General features: G+C 47.8%; 15 protein-coding genes, 1 tRNA gene and 1 other RNA gene. 12 read left to right on the top strand and 5 right to left on the bottom strand.

Annotated elements, in window-relative coordinates; genetic code table 11:
- The 5 genes from RBT11_04465 to ald all read right to left on the bottom strand — a co-directional run bounded on the left by RBT11_04465 (nt 1) and on the right by ald (nt 7,296).
- The gene (locus RBT11_04465) at nt 1–1,494 is read right to left on the bottom strand and encodes a hypothetical protein (protein MDX9785999.1); all 1,494 of its coding nucleotides are present in this window, start codon (nt 1,492–1,494) and stop codon (nt 1–3) included.
- A 26-nt stretch (nt 1,495–1,520) separates the two neighbouring features.
- Nucleotides 1,521–2,768, bottom strand: coding sequence for a M48 family metallopeptidase (locus tag RBT11_04460; GenBank protein MDX9785998.1), 1,248 nt, complete (start codon nt 2,766–2,768; stop codon nt 1,521–1,523).
- Nucleotides 2,769–2,872: 104 nt separating this feature from the next.
- Nucleotides 2,873–4,246, bottom strand: coding sequence for an adenosylhomocysteinase (gene ahcY / locus RBT11_04455; GenBank protein ID MDX9785997.1), 1,374 nt, complete (start codon nt 4,244–4,246; stop codon nt 2,873–2,875).
- Nucleotides 4,247–4,489: 243 nt separating this feature from the next.
- Nucleotides 4,490–5,845, bottom strand: a complete 1,356-nt coding sequence (locus tag RBT11_04450) for a response regulator (protein MDX9785996.1) — start codon at nt 5,843–5,845, stop codon at nt 4,490–4,492.
- A gap of 338 nt (nt 5,846–6,183) precedes the next feature.
- A complete protein-coding gene (gene ald / locus RBT11_04445) occupies nt 6,184–7,296 on the bottom strand; it encodes an alanine dehydrogenase (GenBank protein MDX9785995.1) in 1,113 nt (370 codons plus the stop codon).
- Between the two features lie 217 nt (nt 7,297–7,513).
- Here ald and RBT11_04440 point away from each other — a divergent pair, with 217 nt between their 5' ends.
- From RBT11_04440 to rnpB, 12 genes are all read left to right on the top strand, one after another.
- The gene (locus tag RBT11_04440; GenBank protein ID MDX9785994.1) at nt 7,514–8,695 is read left to right on the top strand and encodes an acetyl-CoA C-acyltransferase; all 1,182 of its coding nucleotides are present in this window, start codon (nt 7,514–7,516) and stop codon (nt 8,693–8,695) included.
- A gap of 33 nt (nt 8,696–8,728) precedes the next feature.
- Nucleotides 8,729–9,508, top strand: coding sequence for an enoyl-CoA hydratase-related protein (locus RBT11_04435; GenBank protein ID MDX9785993.1), 780 nt, complete (start codon nt 8,729–8,731; stop codon nt 9,506–9,508).
- A gap of 174 nt (nt 9,509–9,682) precedes the next feature.
- Nucleotides 9,683–10,984, top strand: a complete 1,302-nt coding sequence (locus RBT11_04430; protein MDX9785992.1) for a CBS domain-containing protein — start codon at nt 9,683–9,685, stop codon at nt 10,982–10,984.
- Nucleotides 10,985–11,196: 212 nt separating this feature from the next.
- The gene (gene htpG / locus RBT11_04425) at nt 11,197–13,125 is read left to right on the top strand and encodes a molecular chaperone HtpG (protein MDX9785991.1); all 1,929 of its coding nucleotides are present in this window, start codon (nt 11,197–11,199) and stop codon (nt 13,123–13,125) included.
- Nucleotides 13,126–13,360: 235 nt separating this feature from the next.
- The gene (gene hisB / locus RBT11_04420) at nt 13,361–13,954 is read left to right on the top strand and encodes an imidazoleglycerol-phosphate dehydratase HisB (protein MDX9785990.1); all 594 of its coding nucleotides are present in this window, start codon (nt 13,361–13,363) and stop codon (nt 13,952–13,954) included.
- A gap of 22 nt (nt 13,955–13,976) precedes the next feature.
- Nucleotides 13,977–14,678 (top strand): hypothetical protein, encoded by a 702-nt coding sequence (locus RBT11_04415; protein MDX9785989.1) that lies wholly within the window; start codon nt 13,977–13,979, stop codon nt 14,676–14,678.
- Between the two features lie 258 nt (nt 14,679–14,936).
- Nucleotides 14,937–16,754 (top strand): DNA primase, encoded by a 1,818-nt coding sequence (gene dnaG / locus RBT11_04410; GenBank protein MDX9785988.1) that lies wholly within the window; start codon nt 14,937–14,939, stop codon nt 16,752–16,754.
- A gap of 103 nt (nt 16,755–16,857) precedes the next feature.
- Nucleotides 16,858–18,615: an RNA polymerase sigma factor RpoD gene (rpoD, locus tag RBT11_04405; GenBank protein ID MDX9785987.1), complete on the top strand. Its 1,758-nt coding sequence runs from the start codon at nt 16,858–16,860 to the stop codon at nt 18,613–18,615.
- Between the two features lie 77 nt (nt 18,616–18,692).
- Nucleotides 18,693–18,765, top strand: a tRNA-Ile gene (locus RBT11_04400).
- A 206-nt stretch (nt 18,766–18,971) separates the two neighbouring features.
- A complete protein-coding gene (locus RBT11_04395; protein MDX9785986.1) occupies nt 18,972–19,805 on the top strand; it encodes a Nif3-like dinuclear metal center hexameric protein in 834 nt (277 codons plus the stop codon).
- Nucleotides 19,806–19,879: 74 nt separating this feature from the next.
- A complete protein-coding gene (locus RBT11_04390; protein ID MDX9785985.1) occupies nt 19,880–20,593 on the top strand; it encodes a C4-type zinc ribbon domain-containing protein in 714 nt (237 codons plus the stop codon).
- Between the two features lie 6 nt (nt 20,594–20,599).
- An RNA gene (gene rnpB, locus RBT11_04385) (RNase P RNA component class A) lies at nt 20,600–20,978 on the top strand.
- The last annotated feature ends 38 nt before the right edge of the window (nt 20,979–21,016 follow it).

Below are 21,016 nucleotides of genomic sequence, written 5' to 3'. Positions count from 1 at the left end.
TTATTTAAATACCAAACTGTCATCAAATAAATCAGGGTTGTCGAAATACTCCCGGCCCACTAGCACTATGGCATGATGCCCTCTCTGACGCATAACGCCCACGGAAGGAATTCCCATTGAAAACAGAATATAGGGCTCGATTCGCCAGCTGTCCTTCATGATGCCCCGGTGATTAAAGACACTTTCAAACCGCCCGTCCGGTTGCGGCAACGATTCAAGTTCGTCATACGAAAGAAGGGTATAGGCCGTGGCGGGAAGGGTGGTTTCACGATAGGTTGTAACCTGTTGAACCTGGTGCCAACCGGAGTTGATGCGAAGCCCGAGCGGAGAATCGGGAAATTCGGGCGGAAGGGACTGAGGGATGAATGCGTCTATCGCAAAGGGCTTATCCTTTTGTTTGACAACCAAATCCCTTTGCGGAATCAGCATGTGATAGCACCCGCAGTTGTTCATGATGTCCAACATCAGTGGGGTTCCCATATGATCCAGCGTCAATCTGATCGTAAGGCCATCTAAAGGCCCTCGTTCGATCCATGGCGCGAACGGGCCTTCCCGAGCCGAAAACCAGGCGACATAATTCATCTGAATAACCGTGCGGCCTGCCAACCGGGCGTAAGATGCGTAATAATAGAGTGTCGGCTTGTCCGTATCAATGGTAACCTGCGCATTTTGCCATGTGACTTTTCCGGGAATATCATAAGTGCCGGAAACATCCTGAACCAGATGCGGCGCAAACGTGAAGGCCAGCTTTTCAAGCGCCGCGACCGAGAAAAGAGGCATGTCAAAGGAATTTCGCTGCGCCAAAGCGAATAACGCCGGCACATTTACCGGCGTACTCAGCGTAACTTTCGGAACGAAGCACGTTAGTTGTCCCAAAACGGGCAATTCGGTTTCAGGGGTGTCGAACCAGCCTTTAAATTCTTTATGGGCTTTATACGTTAGATAAGCAACCGGAAGCGAGAAAATAGGATACAGGCCGGCAGCTCGCATGAGAAATGAATATTCATGCGGCACGTGGATTACCGAGAAAACCGCGTCCCTGTATCCTTCCAAAGCAATGTCATGATTGAAAACGATTGCATTACAATCCAATGCGTTTTTGATGAGTGCCTGCCGTTCCGGTTGGGTTTGCGCCTCACCGGCAAGGCGTTCAACCGCACCCGGGGGAAGATTGAGGATTTCCTTTTCAATGGTGTAATCCGCTTTATTTCTCATTAAATTCAGCCAGTCCAAAAACCTGCGGTCATTTGTATTTTTTGGGGCAATAGCACTTAAAAACCGATCCGCGCGCAGATAAGGAAAACCGTTCACGCGCGCCGCGCCGGCGTTTGCAACCTTGTTTTGAATAATAACTTGATCCAGCCGGTCTATTAAACAAGCGCAATCCTGAGGCCGGCCCGAGACATTTAACAGTTGAACCCGGCCTGATGACGCACAGCCGGTGATACCCCAGATGCTCAACAAAACCATCCATGCGGCAAATTTAATTTTCATTTAATCAGGCCCTTAATGATAAGCCGTTAAGCGGGTAAATGCCGATAGGATGCCAAAGCGCGCATCCTCTCCAAAAGCGGTGGATGAGAATCGTGTAACCAGACATAAAACGGGTGCGGCGTAAGATTTGACAGGTTTAGAGCGGATAGTTTTTTTAAGGCGCTGGCGAGCGCTTCTGCATCGTTGGTGGTTTCAGCCGCAAATCGATCCGCTGCATATTCATTTCGTCTGGAAAGCATTTGCATGAGAATTCCCAAAACAAGTTCAATCGGTGTATAAAGCATGGCAAAGAAGATGAGCCCCCCATGGACGGAGGGCGCATCCATATAAAAGGCGTCAAACAACCCCTGATAGGATAGAAAAAACGATAAAAGTAAGAATATCAGTCCAGTATGCGCGATACCGATGGCAAGTGAGATGAAGATGTGGTGTTTTTTATAATGTCCCATTTCATGCGCCAGAACAGCCACCAATTCTGTGGTGGTGGCTTGCCGGATGAGAGTGTCGAACAACACGATTCTTCTATGTTTGCCGAAACCGGTGAAAAAGGCGTTGGATTTACTGCTGCGCTTGGAGCCGTCCATCACAAAGACATTTTCAAGGGCAAAACCGATTCGCTGCGCATAGGCAAGAATGGCCGACTTGAGCTCACCGGATTCAATGGGTGTAAATTGATTAAAGAGGGGCATGATCCAGGCCGGGGCGATGAACTGGATGACCAGCATGAACATGACCACCGCGGCCCAGCAATACAGCCAGGCATTGGCGCCCGCATATTCAAAGAAGGCCAAAATACCGGCTAACAGCGGGGCGCCCAAAACGATGGTCAAGAAGACGCCTTTGAGTCGATCAAGGAAAAAGGTTTTAAGCGTTGTTTGATTAAAGCCGAACTTTTCTTCAATAACAAACGTGCTGTAGATACTGAAAGGCAGATCAAGGAGTCCCTTGGCAAAGATCAGCAATCCGATGAATAAGAGTCCTTGAATCATTCGGTGTTGGGTTAGCTGTTGCAACCAGGTGTCTAACAACGGAAAACCCTTTCCGAACCAAAAGCATAGGGTTATCAGGAGTTGAACTGCGGCGTAAATCCATTCAAAGCGCGTGTTGGCTTTTAGATACGACTGAGCGTTTCTGTATTTTTCAGGATCATAGATGTCCTTGAGAGCGGTGGGCAGGTCTTGAGATAGTCGGCTTAAGTTCAAAATGTCGGCAAGAAGATTCAGAAAAAAAACGAAAAAAAACGCAACCAGAATGATAACGGCGATATGATTCACCCGAATATCCTTTTATGACAACCGGCGATCGACACAAGCGATTGGCTGCAGGGGCGCGATAGGGCGCCTCCAGATCAACTATGAATTTAACGACTCCGACGGAACTAATATCGGTATCGTTCTGATTTAAAGGGGCCGTTCACCGGAACGCCGATATAGTCGGCTTGCGTTTTTGATAGTTTTGTCAACTTTACCCCCAGTTTGCTCAGATGCAACCGCGCCACCTCTTCATCGAGTTTCTTGGATAGGGTGGTTACGCCCACCGGCATCGGAACTTGCCAAAGGTCCATCTGTGCAAGCACCTGGTTGGTAAATGAATTGGACATGACAAAGGACGGGTGACCGGTGGCGCAGCCGAGGTTTACCAGGCGGCCTTCGGCCAATAAGTAAATCGAGCGGCCATCCGGAAAGGTATACCGATCGACTTGAGGTTTGATGTTTTCTTTCCGAATGCCGGGATAGGCCTCAAGCCCCCGCATGTCGATTTCATTATCAAAGTGCCCGATATTGCAGACAATGGATTGATCTCTCATCTTTTCCATGTGCGCGATGCGAATAACATCGCAGTTTCCGCTTGCCGTCACGAAAATGATTGCTCTCGGCAATGCATCCTCCAGGGTGGTCACCTCATAGCCTTCCATGGCAGCCTGAAGCGCGCAGATGGGGTCGATTTCCGTTACCAGAACCCTGGCGCCAAACCCGCGCATGGATTGCGCACAGCCTTTGCCCACATCGCCATAACCGCAAATGCAAACAACTTTGCCCGCAACCATCACATCGGTTGCCCGTTTGATTCCGTCCGCCAAGGATTCCCGACACCCGTAAAGGTTGTCGAATTTGGATTTTGTCACCGAGTCGTTGACGTTAATGGCGGGAAAGAGGAGCGTATTGGCGGCCATCATCTGATAAAGACGATTGACGCCTGTGGTCGTTTCCTCGGAAACCCCTTTGATTTCGGGGACTCGGTTGTGCCAGAAATGGTTATCGCGTGACAGCTGCCGCTTCAGCAGTGCGTTGATGATGACCAACTCCTTGTTGGTCGTCGGTTCGTCCAGAATTTCGGGGGTTTCTTCTGCTTGATAACCGCGATGAATCAACAGTGTGGCATCGCCGCCGTCATCCACAATCAGATTCGGCCCTTTGCCTTCCGGAAACGATAAGGCTTGAAAGGTGCATTCCCAGTATTCTTCAAGCGTTTCGCCCTTCCATGCAAAAACAGGTGTTCCGTTAGCGGCAATGGCCGCCGCTGCGTGATCCTGTGTGGAGAATATATTGCACGATGCCCAACGAATATCAGCGCCTAAAAGGTTGAGTGTTTCAATCAGCACGGCTGTTTGAATCGTCATATGCAAGGAGCCGGAGATTCTCGCACCGGCAAGCGGTTGCGTGTTCGCGTATTTTTCACGCACCGCCATCAAACCCGGCATCTCGTTTTCCGCGATGGTGATTTCCTTTCTGCCAAAATCCTTTAATCCCATATCCGCGACTTTGTTTAACAATCCGGAATAGTCCGGAATGTGAATATCTTTTGTTCTATTTTCCAATTGTGTGTCTCCCTTTTGATATCATCAATGGCTTTTTCCTGGTGCCGGCGTTACATCAAAAAAATGAACAAGCAATAAAATTATAATTCAATATAAAAAAGAATCAACCATAAATCCCTAATATTCACCTGAAGTTGCGATTCGTTCGAGCGGGGAGAAACGATGTGGCAAGAATAATTATAATTCAAATAACCATTCAATAAAAATATCTACGCATTTCGGGCATAGCTGCGTTTCTCTTGCCTCAACAATTATTTGAAGCGCTTTTTCCTGAGGCATTCCCTTTCGGTATGGCCGATCGCTGGTCAGGGCATGATAAGTATCCGCCACGGCCGTCATTCTTGCCCAGAAAGGTATTTGGTCTTTTTTTAACCCATCGGGATAGCCTTTCCCGTCATAGCGCTCATGGTGACTGAGCACGATCGGAATCATTTTTTTGAGACTGGGAATCGGTTCAAGTATTTTGGCGCCGATGACGGGGTGTTGCTTTATAAGATCAAATTCTTCATCCGTCAGGCGTCCCGGTTTGAGCAACACCTCATCGCGGACGCCGATTTTCCCCAAATCGTGAAGCCTGGCGGCAATGGTGATGGCTTCGATTTCCTTTGCCGGGACGTTTAATTTTTTACCGATACTGGTTACCATGTCCGAGACGGCTTCGGAGTGGCCGCGCGTATAAGGGTCCCGTGCTTCGAGCGCCTCAACCAGGCTTGCGATACTGGCGATCATCAATCGCTGTTCACCTTCAAAACGCTCTCGCTCCTTTAATAAGAGCAAGAAATGATCTGAAAGCAGCTTTTCGATGGTAATGATGAGCTGGTCGAGGTTAAACGGCTTGATAATATAGGTGGATGCCCCGCTTTGAAGGAATTGGCGCATTTTGCTCCGATCGCTTTCAGAACTCATGGCGATAAACGGGATTGTCGACCAATCCGATCGTAGATGAACGGTCTGACAAAATGAAAGCCCGTCCATTTCGGGCATATTCAGATCGCTGATGATTAAATCAGGTTTAATATCCAAGAGTGCCTCCAAGGCTATTTTGCCGTTGGGCGCAGTGGCGACTTGGAAACCTTCTTTAATCAACCCCTCGCTCAGGATGTCTCGTATGACCGGAGAGTCGTCAACGATCAACACCAACCGCTGACGAATCATCGACGATTTTTTAAGCAACCGGTCTACCAGACCGGGCAAATATTCTTTGGCGTCCGTTTTTGATAAATACGCCGAAGCACCGACTTGAAAGCCGTGTTCGATATCGGATTCCTTGTCGTGGGAGCTGAGAATAACGACGGGCGTGGCGTTGATAAGCGCTTCTTCTCTCAGCGTTTTGCAGAAGGTGAACCCGTCCATCCCCGGCATGTCCACATCCGTGATAATGAGATCGAAATGGGAGCTTTTAACTTTCTCAAGCCCTTTAATACCATTTTCGGCCTGCTCAAAATGAAATCGTCCGTCTCGAAGCGTTCTGACCAACGCGCCGCGCATGGCGAGACTATCATCCACAATTAAAATGTGTTGCGTCTCATTCATTTTATATCTGCCCCCAGCGTTATCTCAGCTCGCAGGGTTCCTGAATTTCCGCTTTCGTGGGAATGAAACCAATCTTTCCGCATTGGCAATTCCTTCAAAGGCCGAAACGCCAACGTTATACGGCAATTAAGGATATTAAGATTGCCTCAGACTGAAAATATAATAGAGGCACTCGCTCTTATGCTAACAAGTGACGCACCGAAACCCCCACAGAAGGCCGTCTCCGGAAAAACCCGCTCAATTTTGGTGGCTATAATGCTGAAATGTAATATGAAAAGCTGCTCATGCCATTACTCATAACTTTGCTATATTGTCAAGAATAATGATCGCATCGGAAGTTACAAGAATGTATCAATGGGTGTATAAACCAGTCCGAAAGCTTCCGCCACTTGTTGATGTGTCACCTTTCCGTTGACAATGTTGGCGCCGCGTCTGATTTCCTCATTTTCTCTCATGGCGCGAACCCATCCCTTATCGGCGATTTCCAACGCATAGGGAAGGGTTGCATTGGATAGTGCCCATGTCGATGTTTTCGGGACGGCGCCGGGCATATTGGTTACGCAATAATGCACCACACCGTCAACCGTATAAATCGGATCTGCATGGGTGGTCGGTTTCGAGGTTTCAAAACAGCCGCCCTGATCAATGGCCACATCCACTATAACTGCTCCTTTTTTCATGGTTTTGATCATGTCCCGGGTGATCAGTCTGGGGGCTTTTGCGCCTGGAATCAATATCGCACCGACGATTACATCTGCTACCCCGATGATTTCGCGCACTTTTTGGGGGCTGGAAAAGAGTAAAAAACAATTGGGCGGCATCACGTTGCTTAGGTACCGCAGGCGTTCCAAACTCAAGTCCAAAAGATATACTTTTGCGCCCAATCCGCAAGCCATTTTTGCCGCGTTGACGCCGACGGTGCCGCCGCCCAGTATCAGCACCGTGGCCGGATCGACCCCGGGTACCCCCCCCAGCAGGACGCCGCGTCCCCCGTGGATCATTTCAAGATATTTAGCGGCTTGCTGAATGGCCATTCTGCCTGCTACCTCACTCATGGGCGTTAGGAGGGGCAGTGCGCCCTCTGAAGTTTGTATGGTCTCGTAGGCAATGTTTACCGACTTTCTTTTCATCAACGCCTTTGTCAGCTGTTTGTTGGCGGCCAGGTGCAAATAAGTAAAGATTATTTGGTGCTCTCGTATCCAATCGTATTCGGAAGCGATCGGTTCTTTCACATGCATCACCATATCGCATTGGCGGTATATCGACTGTGCGGTGTGAATGATTTGAGCTCCGGCGGTCAGGTAGGAGGCATCCGGAAATCCGCTTGCTCTTCCCGCATTCTTTTCCACGACCACGCGATGGCCGTGATGGCACAAAACTTCGACACCGGCCGGCGTCATGGCAACACGATTTTCTTCTGATTTAACTTCCTTTAATATTCCAATAAGCATGACCGCCCCCATTTCTTTTCAGCTGAAAATCCGACACCCCACTGATTCGACGAGTTGCTGCATTTATTTCTTAGCAAATATTTCCTGAAACTGCGATCTTCATTTTTATGAAAAGAGCGCCTTTTTCTTTGCGATTTCAGCCGATATGTGTGAAACTACCTGCAATCATATGGATCTTAATGAATGGGATCGGCAAAACCGGAAGGAGAGGGAACGAATGAGACAAGTGGTCATATTGGGGGCCGGAAGAACCGCCGGGGGAAAATACGATGGGTCATTGAAGGCATTGACTGCTCCGCAGTTCGGGGGACAAGTTATACATGAAGTTGTCAAGCGAAGCGGTATTACCCCGGATATGATCGATCAGACGATTTTCGGCAATGCGTATCAGGCGGGTGTCGGGCCGAACCCGGCCAGGCTTGCCGCTATCGCCGGGGGTATTCCAACCCATGTGCCTGCGGTTTCCATCAATGTTCGATGCGGCTCCAGTATTCAAGCGCTTATTATGGGAAGTCAGGCCATCAAGGCTGGTGATGTGGACACTGTCCTTGCCGGCGGGGCAGAAAGCACAAACAACGTGCCTTACGGATTACCAAAAGCCAGATGGGGGTATCGAATGGGCCAAGGTGCGATGGACGATCTGCTTCATAAGGATGGGTTTTTATGCCCCTTGGGCGGTGGTCTGATGGGGGAGCTGACCGATGCATATGCCAAAGATCTCGGTATTACACGTGAAGCGCAGGACGAGTTTGCCGCACAAAGCCATAACAAAACCGAACAGGCTATTAAGGCCGGAAAATTTGTTGAGGAAATTGTTCCCATCGAAATTCCCGGAAAAAAAGGGCCTGACTATTTCAAGGATGAGGAAATTTTTAGAAGGGGCGTCACCCCGGAAGCCTTGTCCAAACTGCCTTCCGCCTTCATTCAAGGGGGCACGGTGACGGCCGGTAACGCCTGCGCATTATGTGATGCTGCCGCTGCACAAGTGGTTATGGATAAAGAAAAAGCCGAAACATTGGGCCTCAAGCCGTTGGCGCTCATCCGTGGCTACTCCTTTGTCGGCTTTGAACCAAAGATCTTCGGGCTTTCACCGGTAAAGGCGATTCCGGCTGCCTTAAAAATGGCCGGACTGTCCTTAGCGAATATGGACCTTATTGAACTTAACGAAGCGTTTGCAGCTCAATACATTGCCTGCGAACGACAACTCGGACTTGATCGCAGCAAGGTAAATGTGAATGGCGGAGCCATTGCCTTAGGGCATCCCATTGCGGCAACCGGTTCAAAAATTCTGACAACGCTCCTCTATGCGCTCAAAGACCGTGACAAACAATTTGGTCTCGTCAGCGCCTGTGTGGGGGGAGGCAACGGGGTTGCACTGGTCGTTGAAAGGCTCAACTAATAAGAAACGCTCTTATCTCTATGGAGAATAGTTATGTTTAACAATATCTTATTCGATGTGGAAGGCGGCGTGGCGGTACTGACCATCAACCGCCCTGACAAAATGAATGCCGTGAATCATGCGGCGGCCGAAGAAATTGCACAGGCGCTTGATCGGGTGGAAAATGAGGTCGACATTCGGGTGCTCATTCTGACGGGTGCCGGAGAAAAATCCTTTGTGTCGGGAGCTGATATCGACGAGCTGAAAAACCGGAATGCCGTGAGCGGTCGCGCTGTCAGTCGGCGTCGCCAGGAACTTTATTCTCGCATCGAAAATCTTGAGATCCCCTCTATTGCCGCCATTAATGGATATGCATTGGGTACAGGACTGGAGATGGCCATGGCATGCAGTATTCGAATGGCCTCCTCCCATGCATTATTGGGCCAGCCTGAAGTGAAGCTGGGAATTATACCCGGTGCCGGCGGCACGCAGCGATTGCCGAAACTGGTCGGCATGGGCAGGGCCATGGAACTGATTCTCACCGGGAATCTAATCAAAGCCGATCAGGCCCTGGCCATGGGGCTTGTCAACCATGTGGTGGCGCCGGACCAGGTGATGATCGAAGCAAAAAAAATGGCAGCCACCATCGCGAACAGGCCTAAACTGGCTGTTCAGTATGCAAAAGAAGCGATCCTGCGTTCGGGTGAGGGTTCCTTGGCGCAAGGCCTCGCTCACGAGTCTTACCTGCATACACTGTCTTGCGGTACGCGGGACAAAGCAGAGGGCGTATCGGCTTTCCTGGAAAAACGGCCGCCGCACTTTACCGGAGAATAACGAAGTTTACCTTTTCACCTTGAAGTTATGGCATGTTTGTGAATCATAACCATTAAAAATACATAATCTTACTATAGGCTATGCTAGCGCTTTCGAAGAGGATGTGTTCCTGTTACAAAATAAGCCGGCCTTCAAAGTGCTTGGTACCCGCCATGGTTTCTCGGGAATTCCGGAATGAGAATTGTTACAACACATAAGAACACGGATTTCGACGCGTTGGCTTCCACCATCGCCGCCACAATCATCTATCCGGACGCTGTCCCGGTGTTGCCAAAGGTTCTGAACCCCAATGTTAAGGCATTCCTTGCGCTGCATAAGGATCTTCTGCGGGTAAAAACAGTCGATGAAGTCGACTTGGATTCCGTTTCAAGCCTTATTGTTGTTGACACCAACAACTGGGATCGCCTTCAGGTTAAAAAAGAAGCCTTTGAAAATAATAATTCGGAAATCATTCTTTTCGACCACCACCCATACGGCGGAAATATTCAAGCGAATTTATGTGTTCAGGAGGAAATGGGCGCGACGATCACGTTAATGATTCGTAGGCTCAGGGAGGAGAGAAAGCTTATCACCCCAATTCAGGCAACGCTTTTTCTAACCGGAATTTATGAAGATACCGGCAACCTGACCTTCTCGTCCACGATGCCTGAAGATGCCTATTCAGCCGGGTGGTTGTTGGAACGAAAAGCGGATTTGAAGATTCTCGCCAGCCTTCTTCGGCCTACCTATCGTCAACAACAAAAAGATACGCTTTTTGAAATGTTGAAAACCGCAACGAGACAAAAGTTAAATAATTTCACTGTTAGTTTCAGTAAGACCGAAATCAGCGGTTACGTGGACAGCTTGTCGGTGGTGGTTCATATGTACCGGGAGGTGCTCAATGTAGATGCTGCTTTTGGGATTTTCTTTGATCCAGAGCGTGGCAGCAGTATGATTATCGGTCGTAGCAATAATGATGGGATCAACATCGGCATTCTGATGCGAAGCTTTGGCGGCGGCGGACATCCCGGCGCCGGATCAGCGATGCTTAAAGCCGCGTCTCCGGACGCGATTGAAGAGACGATCAAGGAGTTGATTCTCGGTAACCAGCGGACATCCATACGCATCAGTGATTTAATGTCTTTCCCGGTAATGACGGTTCATGAAAAAATGCCCATGAGAGAAGTAGCGCAATTTTTGCGTGAAAAGGGGGTGACGGGTTTACCGGTTGTGAATGACGATGAAGAACTTGTCGGTGTCATTTCCCGAAGGGATTTTAAAAAGGTGAAAAAGGATCCGAAATTAACGGCGCCCGTAAAGGCCTATATGAGCCATCACACGGTTACGATTGAACCGGAAAAGAGCCCTGCGGAGGCGGCCGGATTGATGATCAAACACGATATCGGCCGGTTGCCCGTGGTGGAGAATGGCCGCCTCATCGGTATTGTCACACGGACGGATACCATGCATTATTTTTATGATATTCTACCGGATTAACCTATACTAAAAATGCTGACACAAACGTGCCGGTCACCGGATGCAGCGCTCGTTTTTTTATAGGAATGGGGGTTGACGAAATAACAATCAGCCCCCATTTTTATCTCTGAATTTTGAATGGGTTCTTTTTAAATTATCGTGCGGAACGCACTTGATGATTCTGGAAGTTTTGATTCATTGATCAACCGGTTATTTTTGAGAAAGGAGACACCATGGCGGGCAAGAAGGAAACACGTCAATTTCAAACCGAAGTCCAACAAATGTTGCACCTGATTATTAATTCACTTTATTCGCATCGGGAGATTTTTCTGCGCGAGCTGATCTCAAATGCCTCGGATGCTTTAGATAAATTGAGGTTTCAGGCCCAGACAGACCCGGACTTACTGGGGAATGATACGGAATTTAAAATTCGAATTGATGCGGACAAGGGCAAAAACACATTGACCATTACCGATAACGGTATCGGTATGACCTACGATGAGGTCCTTGAAAATATCGGCACCATTGCCAAGAGCGGAACCGCCGGTTTTCTGAAAGCGATCGAGCAATCTAAAAAAGAAAATTCACTCTCCCCCGAGCTGATCGGACAATTCGGTGTCGGCTTTTATAGTGCTTTCATGGTGGCAGATCGCGTGGAGCTCATTTCAAGATCTGCCGGATCACCATCAGCGGTTCGGTGGGAGTCCACCGGAGGTGGCACTTATACCATTGCGGAAGACGAAAGAGACGCCCGCGGAACGGCGATTGTGCTGCATTTAAAAAAACCGGAGAAAGAAGAGCAGGACTACACGGACGAGTGGACCCTTCGGCAAATTGTCAAGAAACATTCGGACTTTGTAAACTATCCCATTGTGATGGAGTTGGAACGCACCGAGCCCATTCCTGAAAACGAGCAACTTAAAGATAAAGACGGAAAGCCGATTGGTGAAACGACACGCAAGGTATTACGGACCGAAACCCTTAACTCCATGAAAGCCATTTGGGCAAAAGACAAAAAAGAGGTTTCGGAAGAAGAATACAATGAATTTTATACCCATATCAGCCATGATTGGGCACCCCCTCTCGCGCACCTGCATATTAAGTTGGAAGGGGCGACCGAATACACGGCCTTGTTATACATTCCCGGTCAGGCCCCGTTCGATCTCTTTCATCCGGAGCGCAAGCATGGCGTGAATCTGTATTGTAAACGAATATTTATCATGGATAACTGTAAGGAGCTGATGCCGGAATACTTCAGCTTTGTTAAGGGGGTCGTTGACGCAGCGGATTTGAACTTGAATGTAAGCCGGGAAATTCTGCAACAAGACCGGATTGTTCGAAATATCCGCAGAAATCTTGTCAATAAATTATTTGAGCTATTAGGGAATCTCGAAAAGGACAAATATGAATCATTTTATCAAAATTTCGGACAAATTCTTAAAATCGGCATTCCTACCGACTCTGAAAACCGGAACAAGATCGCTGATCTTATCCGTTATCAAAGCACGAAGTCCGATGGCCAGGTGGTTTCGTTAAAAGATTATGTCAGCCGAATGAAAGCGGATCAAAAAGAAATTTTCTTTATAACGGGCGAAAATGCCACGCTGCTGCTCAATAGTCCTCATCTGGAGCGGCTTAAGGCCGATGATATCGAAGTGCTGATCATGACGGATCCGGTGGACGAATGGGTGGTGCAAACGCTCTCGGAATATGACGGAAAACCGTTTAAAAGTGCTGAAAAGGGCGAGCTAGAAACGATCGATGAAGGGAAGAAAAACGAGTACTCAGCCGTATTCGGATTCATAAAATCAAAACTTGACGGCAAAGTGAAAGAGGTAAAAGCTTCTACGCGGCTGAAAACATCCCTGGCATGCCTATCAGGTGATGCTGCGGATATGAGCGCCTATATGGGAAAAATCTTAAAAGCCACCGGTCAGGAGGCGCCAGAGGTCAAGCGCGTGCTGGAGTTAAACGTGGATCATCCGGTACTGCCTAAAATTAAAGAGATTTATGAAAACGATCGGGACAACCCGATGCTTCCGAATATCAGTACCCTTTTGTTTGACGTCGCTGTTATCTCCGAGGGGGGAAAGGTGGAAGACCCGTCTAAATTCTCCCAAACCATCGGCGAGTTATTGTCTCGCGCACTTGTTAAATCATGAAAAAATCACGGTGGGTACACTTAACGTGTTGAATAATCATTGCTTGCTTTTTTGGAACAGAAAATATAACGTTAAAAACCGGTAAATATTTTATAATCCATTATATCAATAGGTTGTCTTCTTGAAACCGATTGCGTGCGTCTATGTGCCGGACAGTACCATTGCCCCTTAGTGTGCTGTCCGTTTTTGCGTGTATGTTTTCGATGGATGGCCCGGAATGTGTGAGGATAATGCTATGAAAGATCGTACGGCGCGTGTCGAAAGAAAAACAACGGAAACCGACATTCGAATTGAGCTGAATCTGGACGGTCAGGGAAAAACAAATGATATCGCCACCGGAATTCCTTTTTTCGATCACATGTTAACGCTTTTCAGCCACCATGGCTTTTTTGACCTTTGCGTATACGCAAAGGGAGACTTGGAGGTTGATTTCCACCATACAGTGGAGGATTTGGGTCTGGCACTGGGCGATGCCTTTTCCATTGCCTTGTCGGATCGAAAGGGAATTTGCCGGTATGGCCACCAGGCAACGCCAATGGATGAAGCCTTGGCGGTTGTTACATTGGACTTATCCAACCGGCCGTTTCTCGTTTACGACGTCCCCGAGGAACTGCTAAAAAACGGGGTGAGTTTTTCCTGCCTCGCCAAGGAGTTTCTGAGAGCCTTTGCCGTTAGGGGTGGAATCACCTTGCATGTGAATGTTGCCTATGGTGAAAATGAACACCACATTCTGGAGGCTGTTTTTAAATCATTGGGCAGAGCGATGGACCAGGCTGTCTCGATGGATGCACGCATTAGCGGCGTTCGGTCATCCAAAGGTCGCCTTTAAACCAGATACGATGCGGGGAATAATGGGAACTGTTTTTAGCCGTGCGATGGCACTCGCGGTGATCGGCATGATGGCCCTATTGATAGGTTCCGGCTATGCAGAACAAAACGAAAACATGGATCAAAATATAGAACAGTCCCATTATCGCAAAATACTGTTGCTGCCGATCAGCAATGCCGTTGATATATATGGCGAGGGTGAGGTTGGAACATGCAGAATTTGCGGCGCAAGTTATGTAACCGGACCGGTCATGGCCTCAGCGCCGGCATTTCTGACTGAAAACCTTAGAACAGCCTTGTCGAAAAAAAAGCCCATCACCGTTATTTCCGAAGAGCATTACCGGGATCTGCGGTCCCGCATTCTGCTGTTGAAGCCGGACGGAGTTTCGGAAAAAGAAATTATGATGACCATCGGTGCGGAGCTGGATGCGGATGCGATTCTCACGGGAAGCGTATATCGTTTTCAGGAGCGCATTGGCAGCGACTACGCCGCTGAATCTCCGGCATCCATAGGGTTTGGCTTGGACCTGATTGAAACGAAAACCGGTAGTATTCGATGGAGTCGACGGTTTGAGGATACGCAGCGGGCCTTATCCGAAAATTTATTCAGCCTGGGGGCTTTTATTAAAAGAAAAGCCAGATGGGTGTCCGCCGAAGATTTGGCGCTTGAGGCCATTGAGCGGGTACTTGAAACGATCCCTATTCAGAATGAAAATGAAAAATGAATTAATAACGATATTGACAGTCACCACCTGAAAGATTATGTTAACAGTTTGACAAAAAATGAAATGCGGTGTTGCTGTCCGTTGATGGCCAAAAAATAACGAGCTACTATACCGGTTTTCATTTATTTTGCTCACTATGGATACCGTTTAAAAGAAAGCATTTGTGGCACGTGATCAGCAATTCAATATCGGGTGCCATTCACACGTCCTTCCTTAATCGTCAAAAAATCTTTTCCCTGACATTGGGGGGTGCTGTTATTGACCGTTGCAATCCCTGAGGATAAAATCTCTGAAATCAAGAACGCGGCTGATATTGTTGAAATCGTATCGGAAACGGTTATTTTAAGGAAAACCGGGAAAGATTTCCAAGGGCTGTGCCCTTTTCACACGGAGAAAACCCCGTCTTTTACCGTAAGCCCGGCAAAACAGATATTTTATTGCTTCGGCTGTGGCGCAGGCGGCAACGTTTTTAATTTTTTAATGAAGAAGGAAGGGCTGACATTCCCTGAAGCACTGAGTAAGCTTGCCAGACGGTGCGGCATTGAATTGCCTTCGGCTCAATTATCACCGACCCAAAAGCAACGGTTAAACGAACGCGAAAAACTATTGACCGTGAACGCAATGGCGATGGCGTTTTTTAATACGAATCTAAAAACAGCCATCGGGTCATCAGCAAGGGTGTATTTGACAAAAAGAGGGATTAACGAACAGACAATTAATCAATATAAAATCGGTTTTGCCCCGGAGGGATGGGACCATCTTGCACGTTTTTTAAAATCAAAAACCGTGCCGCTTCAATTGGGAGAAAAATCCGGATTGTTGCGCGCCAAACAACAGCAGGGTCGCTATTACGATAATTTTAGAAACCGGATAATTTTCCCGATTTTTGACATGGAAAACCGTGTCATCGGATTCGGGGGAAGAGTGATGGACAAGGCGCTGCCCAAATATCTGAACTCTCCTGAAACCCCGGTTTATAACAAACGTCGCTCCTTATACGGAATGCAGGCCGCTAGATCAGAGAGTCGCGCGCGGGAATGTGTGTTTGTGGTTGAAGGGTATTTTGATTTGCTGGCGCTTCATCAAAACGGCATTCAAAATTCCGTTGCCACGTTAGGCACCGCCTTGACGCCCGAGCATATTCAGATTCTGAAAGGATTTATTGGGAGTACCGGTCATATTATCCTGGTATTTGATTCCGATGATGCGGGAATTAAAGCCGCTGAAAGGAGCGTTGAGGTTTTCTCGAAAGGATTTGTTGATGCCAGGATTATTGTCTTGCCGACGGGGCATGATCCGGATTCTTTTATAATGGAAAAGGGACGAGGCGCCTTTCTTGAAAAAGCGTCCCATTCTCTTTCGATTATCCCGTTTTTAATCGAATCCGCCATTAAACGGCATGGGCTTTCAACCGAGGGGAAGGTGCGTATTGTCTCCAACTTGAAAGATGCGCTTGCGGCCATTGAAGATGGGTTGACCCGATCGCTCCATATTCGTGATTTGGCGGAACGGCTTGGTGTGGATGAGACGGCCGTCAGGGAAAAGATAACCGCCGCTATCACTGAACATACGGGCAGGAGAACGCAAAACGCATCGCCGGTCGATAGCAAAAGGGCCATTAACACGGATGCAGGCGGATTGAATATATCGGGTCGTAACCGGATAGAACGCAACATCATTGCGATGATGTTGCAGTTTCCCGACATTATCGCAGAAATTCGGAAAAGAAAATTGCTTGATTTATTTGAAAATACTCAATTAAGGCATCTCGGTGAAATCATACTGGATCAAATAACATCCAGTGGTGAAGATAAAAACGTAGCCGATATCATATCGGCTATTGGCGATGACGCGCATAGAAATGCCGCTGCATCTTTGGCGATCGGCAATGCCCCGTGGGATGATGTCGGTTGCCAAAAACTGATGGACCAGTTTGAAACAAGCTGCGGCAGATACGATAAAAACCTGATACAAAGAATCCGATCTGCTGAAAGCGCGGGAGATTATGAGTTGGTGACGCAATTACAACGGCAATTGCTCGAGGGAAAACAACCCTTGAATGGTCGAACACATTAATTTTTAATATGATGGGTTCTTGCCGGCGCAATGCCTTTTTTCGGCATTGTGCCGGAATAAATACCAAACTGAAACCACCTGAGCCAACAGGAGGCGAGTGTCTATGACGAAGAAGACCGCCCAAGATGAAACGAACGATAAAAAAGTGGACCCAAAGGTGCTGACGGAACTTATCACTCGTGGAAAAAAACAAGGGCATTTAACATATGATGAAATTAACGCTGTCCTGCCGGACGAGATGCTCTCATCGGACCAGATAGATGAAACGCTCATGATGTTCGATGAGCTCAATATAGAAATATTGGACGATGAAAAAGGGATATTGCTTGAAAAGCCCGATAATGCCCCTGTCCTGAAAGAAGACAGTGATGATACCGATTTCGGGACTGTAACAGATCCCGTGAAGATGTATTTGCGCGAAATGGGTATGGTGACCCTTCTCAGCAGGGAAGGGGAGGTTGAAATTGCCAAAAAAATCGAGGCCGGAGAGCAGGAAATCCTTAGATCCCTTTTGGAAACACCAATAGGCATCGACTCTCTCATTACGCTCGGAGATGAAATTGAAAAAGAGGTTCTTCGCCCCAAACATGTTCTCAGGGATTTGGATGAAGGTGATGCCTACATTGACGAAGCACTTCAAATCGAGAATTTTCTCAGTACCATTCACGAGATTAAAAAAATAAACGTCGAGTGTATTGAGTTGCGAGATAAGCTTTTCGAGATCGATATGCCGCAAGATGAGAGGCGTCGGGTTCGACGAAGCGTGGGGCGCCGGAACAGAAAGATTTTTGAACTTCTCAAAGGCTGGCGACTTGAGAGCAATGTCATCGAGCGAATTGAAAATAAAATAAAAAAACACATCGATTGGTTTGATGAAAGGGAAGACCAGCTTACCAGAAGCGCCAATGCCCTCGGTGTGAGCGTAAACGATATACGCATTCAGATGGGTTCAGGGGAAGATGTTATCACATGGGCCGCTGGTCAGTGTGAAAAGGGTAGCGATGAAATCGCCAATCATTTTGAAAAAATAAAAAACACCTTATCTGAAATCGAAGTAAAGGAAAATGAAATCCGGGCAAAGAACCGAGCCCTGAAACGAGTGATGAGCGGCGTTGAAGATGGAAGAATCCGTGCCAAAACCGCCAAGAGTGAATTGATAAAAGCAAATTTGAGACTGGTGGTGAGCATTGCCAAAAAATATACCAATCGCGGGCTTCAATTTCTTGATTTAATTCAAGAGGGTAATATCGGCCTGATGAAAGCGGTGGACAAGTTTGAGTATCGGCGCGGATATAAATTTTCGACCTATGCCACCTGGTGGATTCGCCAGGCGATTACACGCGCCATTGCGGATCAGGCCCGTACGATCCGTATTCCGGTGCACATGATAGAAACCATCAACAAGCTGATCAGAACCTCCCGATATTTGGTTCAGGAACTTGGCCGCGAGCCGTCGCCTGAAGAAATTGCTGAAAAAATGGAAATCCCATTGGATAAGGTTCGAAAAGTATTAAAAATAGCCCGGGAACCCATATCCTTGGAAACCCCCATCGGTGAAGAGGAAGACAGCCATCTTGGTGACTTTATTGAAGATAAAAAATTCATGCTGCCTTCAGACGCCGCTGTCAGCATGAATCTGGCAGAGCAAACCCGAAAGGTACTTGCCACCTTGACACCGCGTGAGGAAAAAGTGTTGAGAATGCGATTCGGGATCGGCGAGAAAGCAGACCACACGCTCGAAGAGGTCGGCCAGGACTTTGCGGTGACTCGTGAGCGTATTCGACAAATAGAAGCCAAAGCGCTCCGGAAACTCAGGCATCCGACCCGAAGCCGAAAGCTGAAAAGTTTTATTGAAAATTAAATCCGATTCAAAATGTGGACCGACACTTGACAAAACAGTATTCTAAAGTTAGATAAGCACTTTCATTACAGCGCTGTGGGCCCATAGCTCAGCTGGTAGAGCCACCGGCTCATAACCGGTCGGTCCCTGGTTCGAATCCAGGTGGGCCCATGTTTTGCTACAATACGATGATGAAGGGCAAACACATATGGCGCGAAACCATAATGAGCGCGATGAACGGGTGGGCGTGGTCGTAAAAACCACGCCTTTTTTTTGTTTTAAAATTATAAATCAACAGATGAGTTTCACTAAACCCGGCTATCGGCTTCAGGTAAGTAAATTGTTAACGATCTATTATAGAGATCGATGATTCGATTATGACCCTATTCGTACAGGATATCATATCCATCATGGAGGCAATTGCGCCCCCCGAATTGGCTGAAAAATGGGATAATGTCGGCCTTCAAATCGGAAAACGAAATTGGCCCGTTCAAAAAGTGGTGACAGCCCTTGATCCATGCCCGGAAGTGTTTCGTGATGCAATCCATCAACAAGCGAATTTACTGATTACACACCACCCCTTGTTATTTAGCCCCATCAAAAGCATTGATCTTGATAGCCCCGTTGGTGCGATGATTGACGATGCGTTGAAAAATCGACTGGCTGTTTATGCCGCTCACACCAACCTGGACAGCACCGCGGATGGATTAAATGATATCCTGGCGCAACGCATCGGCTTAACGAATATTGCCGTCTTGCTGTCTGCTGAAAGGCCTGGGGAAAGCCCTAAAAAAAATTCCTTGCCGGTTCTCCAGGGGTTAGGGCGAATCGGAACTCTGCCTCAGCCCACCAATCTGAAAACGTTGGCGTTAACGATTAAAAAAAGCCTATCCCTCGATCATGTGGCCATGGTCGGCAACCCGGAAATGGCGGTTTATACAATAGCGGTTTGTACCGGCAGCGGAGCAGGCCTTTTGAGTTCTGTTTATGCTTCCGGGGCCGAGGTGTATGTTAGTGGTGATCTGCGATATCATGATGCACGGGAAGCCGAAATGAACCGTTTGGGACTTATCGATATCGGCCATTTTGCCTCTGAACACCTTATGGTGGATGCGCTTGCGGCAAGACTGACGGAAGTGTTCAATGCCCGGGGAGATTCCGTTATAGTTCAAGCGAGTCATGTTGAGAACAATCCGTTTGTCATTTTGTAATCATATAAAAAAACAAAAATGCGCCGAGAAGGAACCGCTCGGCCTGAAAACAAACTACGAATTTACAGGGTGCCATGAAAAATAAACTTGATGTTCTGATTGCGTTCCAAACGCTGGAAACTGATTTGGCCCGCCTTGGTGCTGCACTTGAAAAAATTCCGGAAAGAATCGAAGCGTTGGATGTCGTTTTTTTGGATTTAAAACAAAGAATATCCGAAAAATCCGACAGTCTTGCCGCTCTCAAAAAAGAGTATCGCGCTAAGGAAATCGAGGTGGAAACCAACCTTTCCCGAATCAAGAAAAGCAGGGAAAAGATGGATGCCGTGAAAACAAACAAAGAATATCAATCTATCCTGAAGGAAATTCAGGACATGCAAGACAAAAACTCCCTGATCGAAGACGAAATGCTTGCCGTGTTGGATCGTATCGAAAGTGGACAGAAGGATCTGAAGCAATTAAATGAGAAGATGCTGGTACTGGAAAAAAAGGTGACGGACCAGAAAGCGATTATCCAAAAAGAGGCGGATGAATTAAAGCAACAACTTTCTATAATAAAACAGAAAAAAGATGACCAGTATCTATTGGTTGACCCAAAAATGCTTGAGACCTATAACCGGGTCAAGTTGCGCGTGGGGGCATTTGTTGTGGTGCCGGTAACAAAAGCGGTTTGTAAGGGCTGTCACCTGACCATTCCCCCACAGATGTATAATGAGCTTCAACGGCAAGATAGCTTGCAGTTCTGTCCGCATTGTCATAGAATTATATATTCTGTATCAGAGGAAACATAACCGGTCGGAGTCGACTAAACGATCGTCGGCCTCGAAAGAGGTCGGAGGAAAGTCCGAACACCACAGGGCAGGGTGCTCCATAACGTGGAGTCGCGGTAACGTGAAGGAAAGTGCAACAGAAAGTAAACCGCCCGTCACCAATTGGTGCCGGGTAAGGGTGAAACGGTGCGGTAAGAGCGCACCAGTCCTCCGGGTGACCGGGGGAGCTCGGTAAACCCCACCCGGTGCAAGACCAAATAGAGAAGCGTTTGAGGGTTGCCCGCCCGAGCTTCCGGGTAGGTCGCAAGAGGCGCCTGGCAACAGGCCCCTTAAGATGAATGATCGTTCCTCAGCCTTCGGGTAACCGGGGTTGAGCACAGAATTCGGCTTATTGGCGGCTCCGACCGGTTTTTTCCGCTTTTTACAACGTCGTCGCTATTAACG

The organism is Desulfobacterales bacterium, from assembly GCA_034003325.1.
In the GTDB taxonomy this organism is placed as follows: Bacteria; Desulfobacterota; Desulfobacteria; order Desulfobacterales; family JAFDDL01; genus JAVEYW01.
This window is presented reverse-complemented; position numbering and strand designations above follow the sequence as displayed.